The sequence below is a fragment of the Leclercia adecarboxylata genome, assembly GCF_006171285.1.
Classification (GTDB): Bacteria; Pseudomonadota; Gammaproteobacteria; order Enterobacterales; family Enterobacteriaceae; genus Enterobacter; species Enterobacter barmai.
The window spans coordinates 2345893-2361630 of the sequence record NZ_CP040889.1; the positions used below are offsets into that span (position 1 = coordinate 2345893).

The 15738-nt window shown below is 57.8% G+C and carries 15 protein-coding genes; 12 read left to right on the top strand and 3 right to left on the bottom strand.

Translation table 11 applies throughout. The annotated features are described in order from the left end of the window. Positions 1-46: 46 nt before the first annotated feature. Positions 47-1366, top strand: a complete 1320-nt coding sequence (gene dinF, locus FHN83_RS13000; protein ID WP_139563986.1) for an MATE family efflux transporter DinF — start codon at positions 47-49, stop codon at positions 1364-1366. A 141-nt stretch (positions 1367-1507) separates the two neighbouring features. Then, positions 1508-1717 (top strand): CsbD family protein, encoded by a 210-nt coding sequence (locus FHN83_RS13005; protein WP_032615972.1) that lies wholly within the window; start codon positions 1508-1510, stop codon positions 1715-1717. A gap of 68 nt (positions 1718-1785) precedes the next feature. On the opposite strand, the gene zur is transcribed toward FHN83_RS13005, so the two are convergent. Further along, entirely contained in the window at positions 1786-2301 is a 516-nt protein-coding gene (zur, locus tag FHN83_RS13010) for a zinc uptake transcriptional repressor Zur (protein ID WP_039031935.1), read from the bottom strand. 114 nt (positions 2302-2415) lie between these two features. On the opposite strand from zur, the gene FHN83_RS13015 reads away from it, so the two are divergent. The 4 genes from FHN83_RS13015 to pspG all read left to right on the top strand — a co-directional run bounded on the left by FHN83_RS13015 (position 2416) and on the right by pspG (position 5842). Then, the gene (locus tag FHN83_RS13015) at positions 2416-2904 is read left to right on the top strand and encodes a cupin domain-containing protein (protein WP_039031936.1); all 489 of its coding nucleotides are present in this window, start codon (positions 2416-2418) and stop codon (positions 2902-2904) included. Positions 2905-3069: 165 nt separating this feature from the next. Next, on the top strand, positions 3070-4380 hold the full coding sequence (locus FHN83_RS13020) for a conjugal transfer protein TraF (RefSeq protein WP_255296732.1): 1311 nt from the start codon (positions 3070-3072) through the stop codon (positions 4378-4380). Positions 4381-4461: 81 nt separating this feature from the next. Next, on the top strand, positions 4462-5457 hold the full coding sequence (gene dusA / locus FHN83_RS13025; protein ID WP_139563987.1) for a tRNA dihydrouridine(20/20a) synthase DusA: 996 nt from the start codon (positions 4462-4464) through the stop codon (positions 5455-5457). A gap of 142 nt (positions 5458-5599) precedes the next feature. Continuing rightward, positions 5600-5842, top strand: a complete 243-nt coding sequence (pspG, locus tag FHN83_RS13030) for an envelope stress response protein PspG (protein WP_039031939.1) — start codon at positions 5600-5602, stop codon at positions 5840-5842. 182 nt (positions 5843-6024) lie between these two features. Here the strand turns inward: pspG and FHN83_RS13035 are convergent, their stop codons facing one another. Then, positions 6025-7008, bottom strand: coding sequence for a quinone oxidoreductase (locus tag FHN83_RS13035; RefSeq protein WP_039031940.1), 984 nt, complete (start codon positions 7006-7008; stop codon positions 6025-6027). Positions 7009-7079: 71 nt separating this feature from the next. Between FHN83_RS13035 and dnaB the strand changes: the two genes are divergently transcribed. The 6 genes from dnaB to FHN83_RS13065 all read left to right on the top strand — a co-directional run bounded on the left by dnaB (position 7080) and on the right by FHN83_RS13065 (position 12795). Continuing rightward, positions 7080-8492, top strand: a complete 1413-nt coding sequence (dnaB, locus tag FHN83_RS13040) for a replicative DNA helicase (RefSeq protein WP_032615986.1) — start codon at positions 7080-7082, stop codon at positions 8490-8492. A gap of 68 nt (positions 8493-8560) precedes the next feature. After that, positions 8561-9640: an alanine racemase gene (gene alr, locus FHN83_RS13045; RefSeq protein ID WP_139563988.1), complete on the top strand. Its 1080-nt coding sequence runs from the start codon at positions 8561-8563 to the stop codon at positions 9638-9640. 168 nt (positions 9641-9808) lie between these two features. Then, positions 9809-11002 carry an aromatic amino acid transaminase gene (tyrB, locus tag FHN83_RS13050; protein ID WP_138370028.1) on the top strand — a complete coding sequence of 398 codons (1194 nt, stop codon included), beginning with the start codon at positions 9809-9811 and terminating at the stop codon, positions 11000-11002. Positions 11003-11193: 191 nt separating this feature from the next. Further along, the gene (gene aphA, locus FHN83_RS13055) at positions 11194-11907 is read left to right on the top strand and encodes an acid phosphatase AphA (protein WP_039031943.1); all 714 of its coding nucleotides are present in this window, start codon (positions 11194-11196) and stop codon (positions 11905-11907) included. A gap of 115 nt (positions 11908-12022) precedes the next feature. Beyond that, complete coding sequence (locus FHN83_RS13060; RefSeq protein WP_138370029.1) at positions 12023-12439, top strand: secondary thiamine-phosphate synthase enzyme YjbQ; 417 nt, start codon at positions 12023-12025, stop codon at positions 12437-12439. A gap of 2 nt (positions 12440-12441) precedes the next feature. After that, complete coding sequence (locus FHN83_RS13065; RefSeq protein ID WP_039031945.1) at positions 12442-12795, top strand: MmcQ/YjbR family DNA-binding protein; 354 nt, start codon at positions 12442-12444, stop codon at positions 12793-12795. Here the strand turns inward: FHN83_RS13065 and uvrA are convergent, their stop codons facing one another. Beyond that, the gene (gene uvrA, locus FHN83_RS13070; RefSeq protein ID WP_138370030.1) at positions 12796-15621 is read right to left on the bottom strand and encodes an excinuclease ABC subunit UvrA; all 2826 of its coding nucleotides are present in this window, start codon (positions 15619-15621) and stop codon (positions 12796-12798) included. Positions 15622-15738: the final 117 nt, after the last annotated feature.

Below are 15738 nucleotides of genomic sequence, written 5' to 3' on the forward strand. Positions count from 1 at the left end.
GCGGCAACGCCGCAGTCTGCTTTTCCCGTCTCTCCCGGTCATACACATGTCTCTGCTGACTGCTTCAGACAAGGCGTTATGGCGTCTTGCCCTCCCGATGATCGTCTCCAATATCAGCGTCCCTCTGCTGGGGCTGGTGGACACTGCCGTCATCGGTCATCTGGATTCTCCTGTCTATCTTGGCGGTGTCGCCATCGGTGCGACGGCGACCAGCTTCCTGTTTATGCTGCTGCTCTTTTTGCGCATGAGCACCACCGGCCTGACTGCCCAGGCGTATGGCGCGAAAGATCCGCTGCGTCTGGCCCGGGCGCTGGTGCAGCCGCTGATCCTGGCTCTCGGTGCCGGGCTGCTGATTGTGCTGCTGCGCACGCCGCTTATCGACCTGGCGCTGCATATCGTAGGCGGCAGCGAGGATGTACTGCATCAGGCGCGACGCTTCCTTGAGATCCGCTGGCTCAGCGCCCCGGCATCGCTGGCTAATCTGGTGCTGCTCGGCTGGCTGCTGGGGGTCCAGTATGCCCGCGCGCCGGTGATCCTGCTGGTGGTGGGGAACCTGCTCAATATCGTGCTGGATCTGTGGCTGGTGATGGGGCTACAGATGAACGTCCAGGGCGCAGCCCTGGCGACCGCTATCGCCGAATACGCCACTTTGCTCATAGGCCTGTGGATGGTCTGGCGGGTACTGGCCCTGCGCGGTATTTCGCTGGCGCTGCTGAAGGCGAGCTGGCGCGGGAATATCCGCAAGCTGCTGGCCCTCAATCGCGACATCATGCTGCGCTCGCTGTTGCTACAACTCTGCTTCGGGGCGCTGACGGTGCTGGGCGCGCGGCTGGGGCCGGAGATTATCGCCGTCAACGCCGTTCTGATGACGCTGTTGACCTTTACCGCCTACGCGCTGGATGGCTTTGCCTATGCGGTTGAGGCGCACTCCGGGCAGGCCTATGGCGCACGCGAAAGCGGCCAGCTGCGCGAGGTGTGGCGGGCAGCCTGCCGTCAGTCTGGTATGGTGGCGCTGGCCTTCGCCCTTGTCTATGCTCTGGCTGGCAACCAAATCGTTGCGCTGCTGACCTCTTTGCCCGAGCTGCGGGCGCTGGCGAGCCATTACCTTATCTGGCAGGTGGTTCTGCCGATGGTGGGCGTCTGGTGCTATCTGCTGGATGGCATGTTTATCGGCGCAACCCGGGGAGCCGAGATGCGCAACAGCATGGCCGTCGCGGCCGCCGGTTTTGGCCTCACGCTCTTTACCCTGCCGTGGCTCGGCAACCACGGCCTGTGGTTGGCGTTGAGCGTCTTCCTGGCCCTGCGGGGCCTGTCTCTGGCCTGGATCTGGCGGCGTCACTGGCGCAACGGCACCTGGTTTCAGTAGCGGCTTCGTCTGACGAAATGGTAAAAGATTCCGAATAACAAACCCAACGCCGCAGGCTTATCTATAATTATTATCACGTCCAGCACGAAATGAACTTCAGGACGAACTTAACCTTAACGACCGAACGAAGAGGAATCGATGATGAATAAAGACCAAGTCGGCGGTAACTGGAAGCAATTCAAAGGTAAAGTAAAAGAACAGTGGGGTGACCTGACTGACGATGACATGACCGTTATCGAAGGTAAACGTGACCAGCTGGTGGGTAAAATTCAGGAACGCTATGGATACGAGAAAGACCAGGCGGAGAAAGAAGTTGGTGACTGGGAAACCCGTAACAACTACCGCTGGTAAGTAACTACTACCCGCAGGTACATGGATGTGCGCCCAGGGCGACCTTAAGGTCGCCCGTTTTTTTGTGCTCAGCGCGGCTTCTTTTTCAGCTGGATAGAGTGATCGTGTTGACAATTTTCCTGATGGCGGCAGGCCTCGACTTCAACGCAGTTGCGGCACAGGCCGTGCGCTTCAATCACGTTGTGGCGTAGGGCAAAGCCCATCTTTGCCGCCAGAGTATGCATAATATCTTCCACCCCTTCGGCACCTTCTTCCTTCACGCTGCCGCAGCGATCGCAGATAAACATCGCTGAGGTGTGGGTCGGCTGATCGAACAGGTGACACAGCACGTAGCTGTTGGTCGATTCCACCTTATGCACAAAGCCCTGCTCGAGTAAAAAATCGAGCGCCCGATAAACGGTTGGAGGCTTCGCCTGCGGCTCGCTTTCGCGCAGCAGGTCGAGCAGATCGTAGGCGCTGATGGCCCCGTTCTGCAGGCTCAACAGACGCAACACTTCAAGGCGCTGCGGAGTCAGGCGCACATTGCGTTGCGCGCAGAGCTTTTCGGCTTGCGCTAACAGTGCCTGCATTGTGGTCGTTTCCATTTTGCACCTCGAATAACGTCGAATGAGAAACCCTCACTTTATCATGTTCTGGTCCAAACGCCGAGATCCACCGGGTATGCTATACCTGACGAAAACCCGCAGGAGAATAAAACCATGAAAAGACCTGACTGCATTCGACACTGGCGCGACGTCGAAGGCCCGGACAACTCCACCTATCCCGACAGCACAGAGCATTTTTCCATTGGTGCGCCGCTGGCCCGCGCGCTGGGGCTCAGCCGTCTCGGTATCCACCACGAACGTCTGCCGCCGGGACGTCGCACCTCCTATCCGCATGCCGAAAGCGATGAAGAAGAATTTATCTTTGTACTGGAGGGTTATCCTGAAGCCTGGATCAACGGTTATTTATGGAAACTTGAACCGGGAGACAGCGTGGGATTTCCGGCCGGAACGGGCGTCTGCCACACCTTTATTAATAACACCACGGAAGAAGTGCGGTTATTAGTCGTGGGCGAAGCGAATAAAAAATATAACCGAATTTATTATCCGCTGAATGCGGTATATGCCGCTACTCGGGAAGATCGCTGGATAGATCATCCGCCACAATTTTTTGGTCCTCATGATGGAAAACCAGGGCGAAATTAATTTCTTGTTCTATACCTACTTAAAGCCATAAGGAAATCAACAGCTTAATCTAATACGAAAGTTTAAGATATATTCGGCTCCTAATACTTTTTTCACAGAGGACGTATTCCCCTGCGCGGCATATAGCCGCGGGGGTTAATTCACCCAAAATAAGTCAGGTGTCCTGTGAAAATAAAATTCAAACTTTCTGTGGCTGGAATTGCCACCACCTTTCTATTGGCTAATCAGGCTGGAGCAGCCAATACCTGGACGGAAGCACGTGGTGATGCAATGGGCGGGACAGGCGTTGCGTCGGCGCATTATAGCAGCGGGGTATTAATTAATCCGGCCCTGCTGGCAAAATCGAAAGATGAAGATGATATTGCGATTATTTTCCCCTCGGTGGGGGCGCAAATAAGCGATAAAGATAATTTGCAGGATAAGATCGACGAAATCAGCGATGAGATCAGCGAGGATCGGCAGATGATCGACGATCTCACCGTGGCGGGGATCCTGGCCGATCCTCAGGGCACGCTCAGGGAGCTGCAGGGGGCTGCAGGCAACCTGGCCGACCAGCTGGAGTTTCTCGAAGGTAAAACCGCCCACGCCAACGCCGGAGGTGGGATAGCCGTCAGTATACCGGGCTCGGGACTGTCGATGGCGTTTGTCGCCAAGGCCAATGCCCACGGGCGTGTCAGCTCGGAGATCGATCGGCAGGATATCGATTTTTTGCGCCGACTGCAGGGTAGCCCGGTGATGACTAACCAGATGGCGCTCGGGGCGGCGCGAAACGGCAGTGACGTGATTACCCGCAATCTTAACTCTGTCGCCATGGGCCGGGGGGCTATCGTCTCCGACTACGGTGTGGCAATCGCCCGTCAGTTTGAATTCAACGACCTGCCGGTTTCGGTGGGCGTGACGCCAAAGCTGCAGCAAACCTGGCTCTGGAACTACACCACCTCCATTTATACCTACGACAGCAGCGACTTTAGCAGCAGCCGCTACCGTAATGACGATACCAGCTTTAACGTCGATGTCGGCGTCGCGGTGGACTTCGGTGAAAACTGGACGGTGGGCCTGAGCGGGCAAAACCTCTTCTCGCGTGATATCGATACCAAAGACATCCGCATTCTCAACGGTCGTACCGGGCAGGAGGTGAGCTATCAGGACACCTACCAGATCCGCCCTCTGGTTACGGCCGGCGTGGCCTGGCACACCGGTCTGCTCACCCTCAGCGCCGATGGCGATCTGACCGAAACCAAAGGCTTCAAAAGTGAAGATAACGCCCAGTACGTCGGCGTGGGGGCGGAAATCACCCCACTGGGCTGGCTGGCGGTGCGCGGCGGCTTTCGCGCTGACGTGAGGGGCAACGACAGTAACGTCTTTACCGGCGGGTTAGGCTTTGCGCCCTTTAATACGGTCCATATCGATCTGACCGGCATTTACGGCGAAGACGAAACCTGGGGCGCCGGAGCGCAGTTCAGCGTGTCCTTCTGACGGGATCCGGAGGCGCTCTGCCTCCGGCGAAGTATGTGCTATAGTAGCGCCCCATTTTCACCAGATGCTTAAAACTTCGCCATGTCGTCAGAAAACTCGTCCATCTACCTAGCCCACCGTTTTTCCATCGCGCCGATGCTCGACTGGACAGACAGACATTGCCGCTACTTCCTGCGCCAGCTGTCGCGCCACACCCTGCTCTATACCGAGATGGTGACCACCGGGGCAATTATTCATGGCAAGGGCGACTATCTCGCCTACAGCGAAGAGGAACATCCGGTGGCGTTGCAGCTGGGCGGCAGCGATCCGGCCGCGCTGGCGCACTGCGCGAAGCTGGCAGAGGAGCGGGGTTACGACGAGATCAACCTCAACGTCGGCTGTCCTTCCGACCGCGTGCAGAACGGCATGTTTGGCGCCTGCCTGATGGGCAATGCGCAGCTGGTGGCCGACTGCGTGAAAGCGATGCGCGACGTGGTCTCCATTCCGGTGACGGTCAAAACCCGTATCGGCATCGACGACCAGGACAGCTACGAGTTTCTCTGTGATTTCATCGGCACGGTGGCCGGGAAGGGCGAGTGCGAGATGTTTATCATTCATGCCCGTAAAGCCTGGCTCTCTGGCCTGAGCCCGAAAGAGAACCGTGAGATCCCGCCTCTGGACTACCCCCGCGTCTATCAGCTGAAGCGCGATTTCCCGCAGCTGACGATGTCCATTAACGGCGGCATCAAGTCGCTGGAAGAGGCGAAAGCGCACCTGCAGCATATGGATGGCGTGATGGTGGGCCGTGAGGCGTACCAGAATCCGGGCGTGCTGGCGGCGGTGGACCGTGAAATCTTTGGTATGGATGTTGCCGATCGCGATCCGGTGGCGGTGGTACGGGCGATGTTCCCTTACATCGAGCGCGAGCTGAGCAACGGAACCTATCTGGGCCATATCACCCGCCATATGCTGGGCCTGTTCCAGGGTATACCGGGCGCGCGCCAGTGGCGACGTTACCTGAGTGAAAATGCCCATAAAGCGGGTGCCGATATCGAGGTGCTGGAGCAGGCGCTGCGTCTGGTGGCAGACAAGCGATAATTTTCACCAAAACTTCGTCAAATTCACCACGCCCGGCGCCGCATCGCCGGGCGTTTTGCTTTCATATCAATATCTTATTTTTGGCATGGATCTTGTAATGGTCATAGCAGCGTATCGTTGTGATGCATTTGGGGAGAGAGCCATGCTGGAACTACTTTTTGTGATTGGATTTTTTGTCATGCTGTTGGCAACCGGCGTCTCGCTGTTAGGGATCATTGCCGCACTGGTGGTCGCCACTGTGGTGATGTTTATCGGGGGATTATTTGCCCTGATGCTGAAACTGTTGCCGTGGCTACTGCTGGCAGTGGCGGTGGTGTGGGCGATACGGGCGATTAAATCGCCAAAACTCCCACGCTATCAGCGCAATAACCGTTTTCGTTACTAAGGTATTGAGCGGTTCGTCACATCCTTGCAACTTTTACGGCAGCATTCCTTAGAACAGAATAGGATTTAGTTATCGAATCTGTCACTATGACCGCCGTTAAAGAATTCATCGAGCTGTACCCTACATACAGCCGAACAAAAAAAGAAAAGAAAAGGGCTTCCCACGGGAAGCCCAATTTCTTATTAGGGGATCAGTAAACTCGACCCCTGTGTCGCCCGGCTCTCCAGCACTTCATGCGCACGTTGCGCATCGCTCAGCGGATACTTCTGCGCCTCTGCCACATCCACCTTTATCACCCCGCTGGCAATCAGCGAGAACAGCTCGTTGCTGGCCTCAACCAGTTCGTCGTGGTTGGTGATATAGCCCTGCAGCGAAGGGCGGGTGGCGAACAGCGAACCCTTCTGGTTCAGAATGCCCAGGTTCACCCCGGTCACCGGGCCGGAGGCGTTGCCGAAGCTGACCATCAGCCCGCGGCGTTGCAGACAGTCCAGCGAGGCTTCCCAGGTGTCTTTCCCCACCGAGTCATACACCACGCGCACCTTCTTGCCGCCGGTGATCTCTTTCACGCGTTCGACAATGCTCTCTTCGCGGTAGTTAATCACCTGCCAGGCACCCGCCTGCAGCGCCCGCTGGGCCTTTTGCGCATTGCCGACCGTACCGATCAGTTTTGCCCCCAGCGCTTTGGCCCACTGGCAGGCGATGAGGCCCACACCACCGGCGGCGGCGTGGAACAGGAACTGTTCGTCAGGTTTGATCTCATAGGTTTTGCGCAGCAGGTAGAAGACCGTCAGCCCCTTCAGGAAGGAAGCTGCTGCCTGCTCATACGAGATGGCGCCGGGGAGGATCGCGGCTTTGTCAGCCGGGACGTTGTGAACGGAGCTGTAGGCCCCGAGAGCCGATTGCGCATACACCACGCGATCGCCCTCTTTAATATGTTTTACCGCGCTGCCGACTTTAACCACCACGCCCGCCGCCTCGGTGCCCAGACCGCTTGGCAGAGCAGGGGGCGGATAGAGCCCGCTGCGGATGTAGGTGTCGATATAGTTAATACCAATGGCTTTGTTTTCGACCTGGATTTCGTTATCACCAGGCGCGGCAGGAGTGAACTCTACTGCCCTGAGAACGTCCGGGCCACCGTGCTTATGAAATTCAATACGCGTTGCCATGCTCCCTCCATTAGAATTAGAAAATATGGTAATCTTTCGACCCACTCTCTATCTCGGTAACTCCATTCACTATGGCAGGAAACAAACCCTTCAACAAACAGACTGAACCCCGTGAACGCGATCCGCAGTTAGCCGGGTTAAAGGTCCCGCCGCACTCGATTGAAGCGGAACAGTCGGTGTTGGGCGGTTTAATGCTGGATAATGAGCGCTGGGACGACGTCGCCGAGCGCGTGGTCACCGACGATTTCTATACCCGTCCGCACCGCCATATCTTTACCGAAATGGCGCGACTGCAGGAATCCGGCAGCCCCATCGACCTGATCACGCTCGCGGAATCGCTGGAGCGTCAGGGGCAACTGGAGTCAGTCGGCGGCTTTGCCTATCTGGCTGAACTGTCGAAAAACACGCCAAGTGCGGCGAACATCAGCGCCTATGCCGATATCGTGCGCGAACGTGCCGTCGTGCGCGACATGATCTCCGTTGCCAACGAAATCGCCGAAGCCGGTTTCGATCCCCAGGGCCGAAACAGCGACGAACTGCTCGACCTGGCCGAGTCCCGGGTGTTTAAAATCGCCGAAAGCCGCGCCAATAAGGACGAAGGGCCGAAGAACATCGCCGAAGTGCTGGACGCCACCGTCTCGCGTATCGAACAGTTGTTCCAGCAACCGCATGACGGCGTGACCGGGGTTAACACCGGCTATGACGATCTGAATAAAAAGACCGCGGGACTGCAGCCCTCGGATCTGATTATCGTCGCTGCGCGTCCATCGATGGGTAAAACGACATTTGCGATGAACCTCGTCGAAAACGCGGCGATGTTGCAGGATAAGCCGGTACTCATCTTTAGTCTGGAGATGCCCTCCGAGCAGATCATGATGCGTTCTCTGGCCTCGCTGTCGCGCGTGGACCAGACCCGGATCCGTACCGGCCAGCTGGACGACGAAGACTGGGCGCGGATCTCCGGCACCATGGGCATTCTGCTGGAAAAACGGAACATCTATATCGATGACTCCTCCGGCCTGACGCCAACGGAAGTGCGCTCCCGCGCGCGCCGTATTGCCCGTGAACATGGCGGCATCGGCCTTATCATGATCGACTACCTCCAGCTGATGCGCGTCCCGTCTCTCTCTGACAACCGTACGCTGGAGATCGCCGAAATCTCCCGCTCGCTGAAAGCGCTGGCGAAAGAGCTGCAGGTGCCGGTCGTGGCGCTGTCGCAGCTTAACCGCTCCCTGGAACAGCGCGCCGACAAGCGTCCGGTCAACTCCGACCTGCGTGAATCCGGCTCCATCGAGCAGGATGCCGACTTGATCATGTTCATCTACCGTGACGAGGTTTATCACGAGAACAGCGACCTGAAAGGTATCGCGGAAATTATTATCGGTAAGCAGCGTAACGGCCCAATCGGTACGGTGCGTCTGACCTTTAACGGACAGTGGTCGCGTTTCGACAACTATGCCGGTCCTCAATATGATGATGAGTAACTCTCCGTCATCCTTCACGTCCCTGCAACGCGAATGATTTTGGTGAGTCTTTTTATTAAGGAAATCAAATGCAAGCGGCAACAGTAGTTATTAACCGCCGCGCTCTGCGTCACAACCTGCAACGCCTGCGTGAACTGGCGCCCGCCAGCAAACTGGTTGCAGTCGTGAAAGCGAACGCTTACGGACACGGTCTCATCGAGACCGCGCGAACGCTCCCCGATGCCGACGCCTTTGGCGTCGCCCGTCTCGAAGAAGCCCTGCGCCTGCGCGAAGGGGGAATCACCCAGCCGATCCTGCTGCTCGAAGGCTTCTTCAATGCCGCCGATCTGCCGACCATTGCAGTGCAAAAGCTGCATACCGCCGTGCACAATAGGGAACAGCTCGAGGCGCTGGAAAACGCCGCGCTCAGCGAGCCCGTTACCGTGTGGATGAAGCTCGACACCGGCATGCACCGTCTGGGCGTGCGCCCGGAGCAGGCAGAGGCGTTTTATCAGCGCTTGAGCCAGTGCAAAAACGTTCGCCAGCCGGTCAATATCGTCAGCCATTTTGCCCGCGCCGATGAGCCCGAATGCGGTGCCACCGAGCAGCAGCTCGATATCTTCAACACCTTCTGCGAAGGCAAGCCAGGGAAGCGCTCTATCGCGGCATCCGGCGGCATTTTGCTCTGGCCGCAGTCCCATTTCGACTGGGCGCGTCCGGGCATTATTCTCTACGGCGTCTCGCCGCTGGAGGGTAAACCCTGGGGGCAAGATTTCGGTTTTCAGCCGGTGATGTCGCTCACCTCCAGCCTGATTGCGGTGCGCGAGCACAAAGCCGGGGAGCCGGTCGGCTACGGCGGAACCTGGATCAGCGAGCGCGACACCCGTCTGGGCGTGGTGGCGATGGGCTACGGCGACGGCTATCCCCGCGCGGCGCCATCCGGTACCCCGGTACTGGTGAATGGCCGTGAAGTTACGATTGTTGGGCGCGTGGCGATGGACATGATCTGCGTTGACCTCGGGCCAGAGGCGCAGGAGAAAGCGGGCGATCCGGTGACCCTGTGGGGCGAAGGTTTACCCGTCGAACGGATTGCAGAAATCACAAAAGTAAGTGCTTACGAACTTATCACGCGACTGACGTCGCGGGTCGCGATGCACTATCTCGACTGATGGCTATGTTCCCTCTCCCCTGTGGGGAGAGGGTCAGGCTGAGGGGAAACAGACCGCACCGCAGGTTCTGTCGCCCACACCCCATCTTCCTTAACATCCTCTCGATCTTCTGCCGCTTCCGGTTTATTGTTGAATTCCCTGCCTCATTATTATCCGGAGAACCATCGCGTGTTCCAGAAAGTCGACGCCTATGCTGGCGACCCCATCCTCTCCTTAATGGAGCGTTTCAAAGAAGATCCGCGCAGCGATAAAGTTAACCTCAGCATCGGTCTGTACTACAACGAAGCGGGCATTATTCCGCAGCTGCAGGCGGTGGCCAAAGCCGAAGCGCGTCTGAACGCCACGCCGCACGGCGCGTCGCTCTATCTGCCGATGGAAGGGCTTAACAGCTACCGTCACACCATTGCCCCGCTGCTGTTTGGTGCAGACCATCCGGTGCTGGCACAGAAGCGTGTCGCCACTATCCAGACCCTGGGCGGTTCCGGTGCGCTGAAAGTCGGTGCCGACTTCCTGCACAAGTATTTTCCGGAATCCGGCGTCTGGGTAAGCGATCCGACCTGGGAAAACCATGTTGCCATCTTTGAAGGCGCAGGTTTTACGGTGAACACCTATCCGTGGTTCGACGACCAGACCAACGGCGTGCGCGTGGCCGCGCTGCTGGAAAAACTGAACACCCTGCCGGAGCGCAGCATTGTGCTGCTCCATCCGTGCTGCCATAACCCGACCGGGGCCGACCTGACTAACGATCAGTGGGATGCGGTTATCGAGGTGCTGAAAGCCCGCAACCTGATCCCGTTCCTCGACATTGCCTATCAGGGCTTTGGCGCCGGGATGGAAGAGGATGCCTACGCCATTCGCGCCATCGCCAGCGCAGGCCTGCCGGCGCTGGTCAGCAACTCCTTCTCCAAAATTTTCTCGCTGTACGGCGAACGTGTCGGTGGCCTGTCCGTGGTCTGCGAAGATCAGGAAGCCGCCGGGCGCGTGCTCGGCCAGCTGAAAGCCACCGTACGCCGCATCTACTCCAGCCCGCCAAACTTTGGTGCGCAGGTGGTGGCGACCGTACTGGGCGATGACGAACTCAAAGCCGAGTGGCTGGCAGAGGTGGAAGCGATGCGTACCCGCATTCTGGCCATGCGTCAGACGCTGGTGGATGTGCTGAAGGACGCCGTTCCGGGGCACAATTTCGACTACCTGCTGCAGCAGCGCGGCATGTTCAGCTATACCGGCTTCAGCGCGCAGCAGGTGGATCGCCTGCGCGAGGAGTTTGGCGTCTATCTGATAGCCAGCGGGCGTATGTGCGTTGCCGGCCTGAACAGCAGCAACGTTCAACGCGTGGCGAAGGCCTTTGCTGCTGTAATGTAAGCACTTACTCACGGCCTCCTTCCTTCAGTGAAGGAGGCTGTAATGGGTCAAACCGCGCGTTGTTATACTCCTCTTTTATTGCGGCTTAGATAAAAATTCTTCTTTCATTCCCCTCCCTCAGCGGTTATTTTCGATGAGGTTTTGACCATCCATTCAAAATAAAATAACGGTTTGAATATTCAGGGGAAAATATGCGCAAGATCACACTGGCGCTCAGCGCTGCCTGCTTATTGCTCTCGCTCAGTCATCCGGTCGCGGCTCGTCCCTCTTCACCTCCACCGTTATATCCCGGCACGACCGTTGCCCGACTGGCTGAGCAGGCCCCCATTCATTGGGTTTCCATCGCGCAAATTGAGAACAGCCTGACGGGCCGCCCGCCCATGTCGGTGGGGTTTGATATTGATGACACCGTGTTGTTCTCCAGCCCCGGCTTCTGGCGGGGTAAAAAAACCTGGTCACCGGATAGCGAGGATTACCTGAAAAACCCGGCCTTCTGGCAGCAGATGAACAACGGCTGGGATGAGTTCAGCATTCCCAAAGAGGTTGCCCGGGCGCTGATTGCCCTTCATCTGAAGCGCGGCGACAACATCTGGTTTATTACCGGGCGTCATCCCACTAAAACCGAAACCCTCACCAAAACCCTGCAGCAGGCTTTTCTGATCCCTGCGGCGCAGATGAATCCGGTGATTTTTGCCGGGGAGAAGTCCGGCAAGAATAACAAAACCCCGTGGATCGAACAGAAACAGATCAAGATTTACTACGGCGATGCGGATAGCGACATTACTGCCGCCCGCGAAGCCGGGGCCAGAGGTATTCGGGTGCTGCGCGCCTCCAACTCAACGTATAAACCGCTGCCGCAGGCGGGGGCGTTTGGGGAAGAGGTGATCGTTAATTCAGAATACTGAATGCCTGTTTGGTGCAGGAAAGAACACTTTTTAAGCAGATTTACCCGCTACGGGTTTTACCTTTCGTCGTATTGCTGCACACTTAGAAGGATTATCCTGCAAAACGGAGCAGCACATGTGGTATCAGCAAACCCTGACCCTGCGCGCCAGGTCTCGCGGTTTTCATCTGGTGACGGACGAGGTCATTGGACAGATCCGCGATCTTCCCCGCATCAACGTCGGTTTACTGCATCTGTTGCTGCAACACACGTCAGCCTCTCTCACGCTTAATGAGAATTGCGATCCTACCGTCCGTTCCGATATGGAACAGCATTTTCTCAAATCCGTTCCCGATAATGCCCGCTGGGAACATGATGACGAGGGGCCAGACGACATGCCTTCCCATATTAAATCCTCCATGCTGGGCGTCTCTTTGCTGCTGCCGGTGAATCACGGGCGCGTGCAGCTCGGCACCTGGCAGGGGATCTGGCTGGGAGAACATCGTATCCACGGCGGGTCGCGCAAAATCATCGCCACGCTACAAGGGGAATAATGATGACAATTTCGGAGATACTTCAGTACTGCATGAACAAGCCAGGTGCGGAGCAAAGCGTGCACAGCGACTGGAAGGCCACCCAGATTAAGGTCGCAGATGTGCTGTTTGCGATGGTGAAAGATGTGGAGGGGCGTCCGGCGGCCTCGCTAAAAACCAGCCCTGAACTGGCGGATCTGCTGCGCCAGCAGCACAACGACGTGCGTCCCAGCAAGCACCTGAATAAAGCGCACTGGAGCACGGTCTATCTGGACGGGTCGATTCCGGATTCGCAGATTTACTATCTGGTGGATGCGTCTTACAAGCAGGCGGTGGAACTGCTGCCGGAGATGACCCGGCAGCAGCTGTCAGTGTAACTACTTCAGAAGAGGTTTAAGGAAGCGGGCGGTGTGCGAGGCTTCGCACTCCGCGACGGTTTCCGGGGTGCCGGAAACCAGGATTTCGCCGCCACCGCTGCCGCCTTCCGGGCCGAGATCGACAATCCAGTCCGCGGTTTTAATCACGTCCAGGTTATGCTCAATCACCACGATGGTGTTGCCCTGATCGCGCAGCTGGTGCAGCACGTCAAGCAGCTGCTGGATATCGGCAAAGTGCAGACCGGTGGTCGGTTCATCCAGAATGTACAGCGTCTGACCGGTGCCGCGTTTGGAGAGCTCACGCGCCAGCTTCACGCGCTGCGCCTCCCCGCCCGACAGCGTGGTCGCCGACTGGCCCAGACGAATGTAGGTCAGACCGACATCCATCAGGGTCTGGAGCTTACGCGCCAGCGCCGGGACGGCATCAAAGAACTCGCGTGCTTCTTCGATGGTCATATCCAGCACTTCGTGGATGGTCTTGCCTTTGTACTTAATCTCCAGCGTTTCGCGGTTATAGCGCTTGCCTTTGCACTGGTCGCACGGCACGTAGATATCCGGCAGGAAGTGCATCTCAACTTTGATCACCCCATCGCCCTGACAGGCTTCACAGCGTCCGCCGCGCACGTTAAAGCTGAAGCGGCCCGGCGTATAGCCGCGTGAACGCGATTCCGGCACGCCGGCAAAAAGTTCACGTACTGGCGTAAACACGCCGGTATAGGTGGCCGGGTTGGAGCGCGGGGTGCGGCCAATCGGGCTCTGATCGATATCGATCACCTTGTCGAAATGCTCCAGGCCGTGGATCTCGCGATACGGCGCCGGTTCAGCCAGGGTTGCGCCGTTAAGCTGAGTCTGCGCAATCGGGAACAGGGTGTCGTTAATCAGCGTTGATTTACCGGAACCCGACACCCCGGTAATGCAGGTGAACAGGCCGACCGGCAGGGTGAGCGTGACGTCTTTCAGGTTGTTGCCGCGCGCGCCGGTCAGTTTCAGCACTTTTTCCGGGTCGGCAGGGACACGCTGTTTCGGCACTTCAATCTTCCGCTTGCCGCTCATGTACTGGCCGGTAAGGGATTCCGGTACCGCCATAATGGCGTCCAGAGGCCCTTCCGCCACCACCTCACCACCATGGACGCCAGCGCCCGGACCGATGTCGATCACGTGGTCTGCCGCGCGGATGGCGTCTTCATCGTGCTCAACCACAATCACCGTGTTGCCAAGGTTACGCAGGTGGATCAGCGTCCCGAGCAGGCGCTCGTTGTCGCGCTGGTGCAGACCGATAGAGGGTTCATCCAGCACGTACATGACGCCCACCAGACCCGCACCAATCTGGCTCGCCAGACGGATACGCTGGGCTTCGCCGCCGGAGAGCGTTTCTGCGGAGCGGGAAAGCGTCAGGTAGTTCAGGCCGACGTTGACCAGGAACTTGAGGCGATCGCCGATCTCTTTCAGCACTTTCTCGGCGATTTTAGCCCGCTGGCCGGAGAGCTTCAGGTTGTTGAAGAAGTCCATCGCGTGGCCGATGCTCATGTCTGAGATGGTCGGCAGCGGCGTGTTTTCTACATACACGTGACGCGCTTCGCGACGCAGGCGGGTGCCGTCACAGGTGGCGCAGGAGCGGTTGCTGATGAACTTCGCCAGCTCTTCACGCACCGCGCTGGATTCCGTCTCTTTGTAACGACGCTCCATATTGTGCAGCACGCCTTCGAACGGATGACGGCGCACCGACGTATCGCCGCGATCGTTCATGTATTTGAACTCGATGTTCTCTTTGCCGGAACCGGACAGGATCACTTTGTGCACGGTTGGGCTCAGGCTGCCCCACGGCGCTTCGACGTCGAACTTATAGTGTTCCGCCAGCGACTTCAGCATCTGGAAATAGTAGAAGTTACGCTTATCCCAGCCGCGGATCGCGCCGCCAGCCAGCGACAGTTCCGGGTTCTGGATCACCCGGTCAGGATCGAAGTACTGCTGCACGCCCAGGCCATCACAGGTCGGGCAGGCGCCCGCCGGGTTGTTGAACGAGAACAGACGTGGTTCCAGCTCGCGCATGCTGTAGCCGCAAATCGGGCAGGCGAAGTTGGCGGAAAAGAGCAGCTCTTCCGCTTTCGGATCGTCCATATCGGCGACCACCGCCGTACCGCCGGAGAGATCCAGCGCGGTTTCGAACGACTCCGCCAGGCGCTGGGTCATGTCGTCACGCACCTTGAAGCGGTCGATCACCACCTCGATAGTGTGTTTCTTTTGCAGCTCCAGCTTCGGCGGATCGGAGAGATCGCACACTTCGCCGTCGATACGGGCGCGGATATAACCCTGGCTTGCCAGGTTCTCCAGCGTTTTGGTGTGCTCGCCCTTACGCTCTTTAATGATTGGCGCAAGCAGCATCAGGCGTCGGCCTTCCGGCTGCGCCAGCACGTTATCCACCATCTGGCTGACGGTCTGCGCCGCCAGCGGGACGTCGTGGTCCGGACAGCGCGGCTCGCCTACGCGGGCATAGAGCAGACGCAGGTAGTCATGGATTTCGGTGATGGTACCGACGGTGGAGCGCGGGTTATGGGAGGTCGACTTCTGCTCAATAGAGATAGCCGGCGACAACCCTTCGATATGGTCGACGTCCGGTTTTTCCATCAGCGACAGGAACTGACGCGCATAAGCAGAGAGCGATTCAACGTAACGACGCTGTCCTTCGGCATACAGCGTGTCGAAAGCCAGAGAAGATTTGCCTGAGCCTGACAGCCCGGTCACGACGATCAGTTTGTCGCGAGGGATGACGAGGTTGATATTCTTGAGATTGTGGGTGCGGGCGCCCCGAACTTCGATCTTATCCATTCACCTTTCCCGGTAGGTAGATACACGGAATGCCTGGTTTGTTTGAAGGACAACCGGCAGAAACGGCTAATTATGACACAAATTGAACTGGCTGGATATACAGTATTGGAATGCAAA